At 69.9% G+C, this 6,457-nt stretch carries 9 protein-coding genes; 6 read left to right on the top strand and 3 right to left on the bottom strand.

Annotated features, from left to right (window positions below):
- Positions 1 to 604 (bottom strand): YihY family inner membrane protein (locus ABDW35_RS29485; protein WP_343717415.1); only part of this gene is annotated, 604 nt, incomplete at its 3' end.
- Between the two features lie 111 nt (positions 605 to 715).
- Between ABDW35_RS29485 and fabI the strand changes: the two genes are divergently transcribed.
- From fabI to aroC, 3 genes are read left to right on the top strand one after another with little or no spacing between them, the layout of a single operon-like run.
- A complete protein-coding gene (fabI, locus tag ABDW35_RS29480) occupies positions 716 to 1,555 on the top strand; it encodes an enoyl-ACP reductase FabI (RefSeq protein ID WP_343717414.1) in 840 nt (279 codons plus the stop codon).
- Complete coding sequence (locus ABDW35_RS29475) at positions 1,552 to 2,049, top strand: GNAT family N-acetyltransferase (protein ID WP_343717413.1); 498 nt, start codon at positions 1,552 to 1,554, stop codon at positions 2,047 to 2,049. Before fabI ends, ABDW35_RS29475 begins: the two co-directional genes overlap by 4 nt.
- A gap of 18 nt (positions 2,050 to 2,067) precedes the next feature.
- The gene (gene aroC / locus ABDW35_RS29470) at positions 2,068 to 3,141 is read left to right on the top strand and encodes a chorismate synthase (RefSeq protein WP_343717412.1); all 1,074 of its coding nucleotides are present in this window, start codon (positions 2,068 to 2,070) and stop codon (positions 3,139 to 3,141) included.
- 144 nt (positions 3,142 to 3,285) lie between these two features.
- Here aroC and ABDW35_RS29465 read toward each other — a convergent pair whose 3' ends face one another.
- Positions 3,286 to 3,513, bottom strand: a complete 228-nt coding sequence (locus ABDW35_RS29465; RefSeq protein ID WP_343717411.1) for a hypothetical protein — start codon at positions 3,511 to 3,513, stop codon at positions 3,286 to 3,288.
- 287 nt (positions 3,514 to 3,800) lie between these two features.
- Between ABDW35_RS29465 and ABDW35_RS29460 the strand changes: the two genes are divergently transcribed.
- The 3 genes from ABDW35_RS29460 (at position 3,801) to ABDW35_RS29450 (ending at position 6,269) form a co-directional block, all read left to right on the top strand.
- Positions 3,801 to 4,868, top strand: a complete 1,068-nt coding sequence (locus tag ABDW35_RS29460; protein ID WP_343717410.1) for a trypsin-like peptidase domain-containing protein — start codon at positions 3,801 to 3,803, stop codon at positions 4,866 to 4,868.
- A 155-nt stretch (positions 4,869 to 5,023) separates the two neighbouring features.
- On the top strand, positions 5,024 to 5,812 hold the full coding sequence (locus tag ABDW35_RS29455) for a phosphodiesterase (RefSeq protein WP_343717409.1): 789 nt from the start codon (positions 5,024 to 5,026) through the stop codon (positions 5,810 to 5,812).
- Positions 5,813 to 5,840: 28 nt separating this feature from the next.
- Positions 5,841 to 6,269, top strand: coding sequence for a GNAT family N-acetyltransferase (locus ABDW35_RS29450; protein WP_343717408.1), 429 nt, complete (start codon positions 5,841 to 5,843; stop codon positions 6,267 to 6,269).
- Here the strand turns inward: ABDW35_RS29450 and ABDW35_RS29445 are convergent.
- Positions 6,266 to 6,457 (bottom strand): substrate-binding domain-containing protein (locus tag ABDW35_RS29445; protein ID WP_343717407.1); only part of this gene is annotated, 192 nt, incomplete at its 5' end. The genes ABDW35_RS29450 and ABDW35_RS29445 overlap by 4 nt on opposite strands.

The raw sequence follows: 6,457 nt of genomic DNA, 5'->3' as shown, positions 1-6,457 counted from the left end.
CGATGAACTGCAGCACCAGCGGCACGAAGCCGATGAAGGGCGACCACAGCTGCTGCGCCACGCCGCCGCCATGGCTGCCGAAGAAGTTGATGGTGAAGGAGAAGCTGGCCACGACCAGGATCGGCGTCAAGGTCAGGATCGCCCAGAAGGTGACGATCCGCACCAGCCAGGCCCGCTGCTCCTTCACCCGCCAGATGCCGTTGAACGCGTCTTCGATGGTGGCCAGCAGCAGCACCGAGCTGACCACCAGGCCGACGATCGAGAAGGCGGTCAGCCGCCCGGTGTTCTGGCTGAACCCCTCCAGGTAGTTCAGGACGGTGTGCCCGACCTCGGGCACCAGCATCTCCACCAGCCAGGCCTGGGCGGCGCCCTTGATCACGCCGAAGGCCGGGAAGGCGGACAGGATCGAGAAGGCGATGGTGGCGATCGGCACCAGCGCCAGCAGCGAGGAATAGGTCAGGGCCGAGGCCGCCTGGGCCCCGCGGTCGTTCCAGAAGCGCAGCACGGCATAGCGGCCGAAGGTGTAGATCGCCTTCGCCCAGTGATGGATCCTCTGGCTGAAACTCCGGCTCTGCTCTTGCCGATCACCCGGTCCCGATGCCATTCATCAGCCCATATTTGACCCGATAGGGCGTTCGTGTACGATCCCCGGCACTGTCCCGAGGACCCGCGGCGCGCCCCGTTCGGGTGTCCTGACCCCAACTGAGGCTCTGCAATGACGGTCCCTTCTCCGCTCCTCCAAGGCAAGCGCGGCTTGATCATGGGCGTCGCCAACGACCGGTCGATCGCCTGGGGGATCGCCTCGGCCTGTGCGGCGCAGGGTGCGGAGCTCGCCTTCACCTACCAGGGTGACGCGCTGCACAAGCGTGTCAAGCCGCTGGCGGAGAGCGTCGGCTCGACCCATGTGCTGCCCTGCGATGTCACCGACCAGGCCAGCATCGACGCGGTGTTCCAGACGCTGGAGCGCGATTGGGGCCGGCTCGACTTCCTGGTGCACGGCATCGCCTTCTCGGACAAGAACGAGCTCGACGGCCTGTACCTGAACACGACGCGGGACAACTTCCTGCGCACCATGGACATCTCCTGCTACAGCTTCACCGCCGTGGCGCAGCGGGCGGTGCCGCTGATGACCGAGGGCGGCAGCCTGCTGACCCTGACCTATTACGGGGCGGAGCGGGTGATGCCGCACTACAACGTGATGGGCGTGGCCAAGGCGGCGCTGGAGGCCAGCGTGCGCTACCTCGCGGTTGACCTGGGCGGCCGCAACATCCGCGTCAACGCCATCTCGGCCGGCCCGATCAAGACCCTGGCCGCCAGCGGCATCGGCGATTTCCGCTACATCCTGAAGTGGAACGAGCTGAACGCGCCGCTGAAGCGCAACGTCACCATCGAACAGGTCGGCGGCGCCGGACTGTACTTGCTGTCCGACCTCGGCTCCGGCGTCACCGGCGAGGTGCACCACGTCGACGCCGGCTACCACACCGTCGGCATGGTGGCGGTCGACAACGCGGCCGCGACGGCCGAGCTGCTGCAGAGCCTGGCGCCGAAGCCGTGAGCGCGCCCGCCGTCATGGTCCGGCTGGCCACGGAAGCCGACCGCGCGGCCGTGACGGAGTTGTTCCAGGACCTGGACCGGCACTACGCCCAGGGCCGCACGCTCGATCCGGATGCTGTGACGGCCGAGCGGGTCGATCGCTATGTCTGGGGCGAGCACCCGACCGAGATCGCCCTGGCCGAGCTCGACGGCCAGGCGGTCGGCGTCGCCAGCTTCGGCATGCTGTTCCCGGGCCGGGCGCTGACCGGGCACCTGCAACTGAAGGACCTGTATGTCCGCGACGGCGCGCGCGGCCTCGGAGCCGGAGAGGCATTGCTGCGCTTCCTGGCCCGGCTGGCGCAGGAGCGCGGCTGCACCCGGCTCGACTGGACCACCGAGACCTGGAACGAGGGGGCGCAGCGCCTCTACGATCGGATCGGCGCGGCGCGGCTGGCGCAGAAGATCTATTATCGGCTCGAGGGCGACGCCCTCGACCGCGTGGCCCGAGAGGGCTGAGCCCGGGCGGATACGGAAATGGCCGGCAACAGCTTCGGAACCCTGTTCCGCTTCACCACCTGGGGCGAAAGCCACGGGCCCGCCATCGGCGTCGTGGTCGACGGCACGCCGCCGCGCATCCCGCTGGCCGAGGCCGACATCCAGCCCTGGATGGACAAGCGCAAGCCGGGCCAGTCGCGCTTCGTCACCCAGCGGCGCGAGGCCGACGAGGTCAAGATCCTGTCCGGCGTCTATGAGGGCCAGACCACCGGCACGCCGATCTCGCTGCTGATCGAGAACACCGACCAGCGCAGCAAGGATTATTCCGAGATCGCGGCCAAGTTCCGGCCCGGCCATGCCGACTACACTTACTGGAAGAAATACGGCATCCGCGACCCGCGCGGCGGTGGCCGGTCCAGCGCGCGGGAGACCGCCTGCCGGGTCGCCGCCGGCGCCGTGGCCCGCAAGATCCTGGCCGGCGTCACCATCCGCGGCGCGCTGGTGCAGATCGGCCCGCACAAGATCGACCGCGACCGCTGGGACTGGGACCAGGTCGACCGCAACCCGTTCTTCTGCCCGGATGCCGAGACGGCTTCGCGCTGGGAGGATTATCTCGACGGCGTGCGCAAGGCCGGCTCCTCCACCGGCGCGGTGGTCGAGGTGGTGGCCGAGGGCGTGCCGCCGGGCTGGGGCGAGCCGATCTACGACAAGCTCGACAGCGACTTGGCGCGGGCGATGATGACCATCAACGCGGTCAAGGGCGTCGAGATCGGCGCCGGCTTCGGCGCCGCTGTCCTGTCCGGCGAGGAGAACGCCGACGAGATGCTGATGGGCAATGACGGCGAGCTGCGCTTCACCGCCAACAATGCCGGCGGCATCCTCGGCGGCATCTCGACCGGCCAGCCGGTGGTGGTGCGCTTCGCGGTCAAGCCGACCAGCTCGATCCTGACGCCGCGGCGCACGGTCGACATCGAGGGCCATAACACCGAGATCCTGACCAAGGGCCGGCACGACCCCTGCGTCGGCATCCGCGCCGTGCCGGTGGGCGAGGCGATGATGGCCTGCGTCCTGGCCGACCACCTGCTGCGGCAGAGGGCGATCGAGGATCGCTGAAGGCGGGAGCTGCACCCCTATTGCCATTGCCGGGCTTGACCCGGCAATCCAGGGGTCACCGAGAGCGGCTCTTGAAAGCCCCTGGATCCTCGGGTCAAGCCCGAGGATGACAGGCTATGGGAATGTCACCTCAACGCCGCCCCCTCAGCGCCTCCGCACGACCTGCCGGGCGCGGACGTCGATCACGGTGAAGGCGCGGTCGGCATAGGCCTGGATGCCGCTTTCCGTGGCGGTCGACGGGTTGTCGAAGAAGCACTTGATCCGGCCGCGGCGCACCAGCGCGTAGGGCGCCACCGCGGTCGCGTCGGATTCGGACAAAAATTTCGCCAAAGCCTCGATATCCGCGCTGTCGGCCTGGTCGGTCGCGGTCATGAAATTCCTCCGGATCTGAAGCGGATCGCAGCCCGACGCCTGTCGCCGACGCCGATGTCACACAGCCGTCATGTCCGACTCTATACCCCGGCCGGCGCCGGGATGGGAGGGGCCGTGTCACTCCGATCGCAAAACCCTTGCCCCCGGGCCGCTCTTGCCGCCACCCTGGCCCGCTGCCCCGGTGAACTTTCGCCGCCCTCGCGGGTTCGATGGTCGGGAATCACCCAGTCCTGGACGCTTGGCGCGAACCGGCGCACATCTTCCAGCGGATCGGAAGGAGAGATTTGATGCGCCGCATCCTGACGCTGTTGATCGTGCCTGCGATGCTGGCGCTGTCCGCCTGCAACTCCGGCGGCTCGGCCGGCTCCGCCTCGAGCGGGACCCTGCTGCCGACGCTGAACCCGCTGCTGACCAGGACGATGCCGGCGGTGGTCAACGTCCAGGTCAAGGGCACCGTACGCCCCAGCGCCGAAATGCTGCGCGACCCCGACATCCGGCGCTATTTCGGCGGCGAGAAGGAGAAGGCGTTCCGCAGCGTCGGCTCCGGCGTCGTCGTCGACGCCGCCAAGGGCCTGGTCATCACCAGCGCCCATGTGGTCGAGAACGCCACCGAGATCGGCGTCACCCTCGGCAACGGCAACGAGGTTCCGGCCCAGGTGGTGGGCTCGGCGGCCGACATCGACATCGCGGTGCTGCGCATCCCGGCGACGGGGCTGACCACCGAGCTGCCGGTGGACGACACCGACATGCCCAAGGTCGGCGATTTCGTGGTGGCGATCGGCAACCCCTTCGGCCTGGGCCAGACCGCCTCGCTCGGCATCGTCAGCGCCACCGGCCGCAGCGGCCTGGGCATCGAGGGCTATGAGGACTTCATCCAGACCGACGCGGCGATCAACCCCGGCAGCTCCGGCGGCGCGCTGATCAACCTCGACGGCCATCTGGTCGGCATCAACACCGCCATCATCAGCCCGTCGGGCGCCAATGCCGGCATCGGCTTCGCCATCCCGATGCACATGGTCAAGAACTCGATCGACCAGATCGAGAAGTACGGCTCGGTGTCCCGCGCCCGGCTCGGCGTGGCGATCGAGGACCTGACGCCGGCCAAGGCGACGTCGCGCGGCATCTCCGCCGCCACCCGGGGCGCGCTGATCACCGGCATCGTCCCCGGCACCGTCGCGGCCTCGGCCGGCCTCAAGGTCGGCGACGTGGTGACGGCGCTGGACGGGCACCCGATCGACGGTGCTACCGCGCTGCGCAACGCCGTCGGCCTGATGCGGCCGCAGACCTCGGTGACCCTGACCGTGGTGCGCGGCAAGGACACGCTCAGCCTGCCGGTCGCGCTCGGCGCGCAATAACCGTTCGGTGTCGCGGGCCGGGGCCCGGACGGTGCATCCGGCGCTGGCGCTCGGCCTCGCCGCCGGTGTAACGCTCTGGGATTGAATCGGGCCGGCGCGGCCCGCGCGACCGTGCCGACCCCGTCCCGCTGCGCGGCGCCGAGGACCGGACGTTCATGCTGATCGCCCAGATCACCGACACCCACGTCACCACGCCGGAGGTGGCGGTGGAGACGGGAATCGACGCGCTCGGCGCCCTGCGCCGCTGCGTCGAGCATCTCGGCACGCTGTCGCCGCGGCCGGACCTGCTGCTGGTCACCGGCGACCTGGTCGACCGCGGCGACGTCGAATCGTACCAGCTGTTCCGCAAGGCGCTGGCGCCGCTGGGCCTGCCGATGCTGGCGATCCCCGGCAATCATGATTCGCGCGAGGCGATGCGCGAGGCCTTCGCCGGCCATGCCGGGGTCGGCACCGACGGGCCGTTCCTGAACATCGCCGGCGAGACCGGCGGCCTGCGGCTGATCGGCCTCGACACCACCATCCCGGGCCGGATCGAAGGGCTTTTGTGCGACGAGCGGCTGGACTGGCTCGACGCCCGGCTGGCGGAGGCGCCGCAGCAGCCGGCGCTGGTGTTCATGCACCACCCGCCCTTCGAGACCGGCATGACCCGGATGGATGGCTGGCGCTGCGGCAATGGCGACGGGCTGGCCCGCGTGCTGGTGCGGCACCGTCAGGTGGTGCATGTGCTGTGCGGCCATGTCCATCGTGCGGTCGACTCCACCTTTGCCGGCATCCCGGCCTCGATCGGTCCCAGCCCGTCGCACGCGGTCGGGTTCAACCTCGAGCAGGGGGCGGAGCTGACGGTCGGCATTGAGCCGCCGCTGGTGCGGCTGCTGTACTGGACCGGCAAGCGGCTGGTCTCACACCTGTCGCCGATCGACGGGGTGCAGCGCCGGGTGTCGTGAGGCGCGGGGCGGAGTGACGGAGGCGGCGATGAGCGATCCCGAGATCGTCCTGACCGAGACGGCCGACGAACGGCTGGAGGCCCTGATCAATGACGGGCTGAACGCCTATAATGACGCCGTCACCGGCTACAGCGACCGCCGGCCGCTCTCGGTCGTGGTCCGCGACCCGGGCAGCGGCGAGATCCTGGGCGGCGCCAAGGGGCGCACCTCGCTGGGGGTGCTGTTCGTCGAGCTGTTCTGGCTGCCGGAACGGCTGCGCGGCGGCGGGCTGGGCAGCCGCATCCTGCAGATGATGGAGGAGGAGGGGCGGCGCCGCGGCTGCCGCGCCGGCATCCTGTTCACCATCAGCTTCCAGGCGCCGGAGTTCTACCGCCGCCACGGCTGGCGGGTGTTCGGCGAGGTCGCCTGCGACCCGCCGGGCACCAGCCGGGTGTTCATGACCAAGGAGCTGAGCTAGCGGGCGGCGACCGTCTCCCGCCGCACCAGCGCCACCGGCACCACGTCGATCGCGGCCGGCCGGGCCGGCTCCTCGGCGCGCTCCAGCATCAGCGCCACCGCACGGGCGGCGAGGCCGGCGGCATCTTGGCGGATCGTGGTCAGCCGGTAGGGCGCCAGGCCGGCCGGGGTCACGTCGTCGAAACCGAT

Origin of the sequence: Inquilinus sp. (assembly GCF_039594555.1) — a bacterium.
Classification (GTDB): domain Bacteria; phylum Pseudomonadota; class Alphaproteobacteria; order DSM-16000; family Inquilinaceae; genus Inquilinus.
Note: the sequence above shows the minus strand (reverse complement) of the source record. Positions and strands in the feature narration are given on the sequence as shown.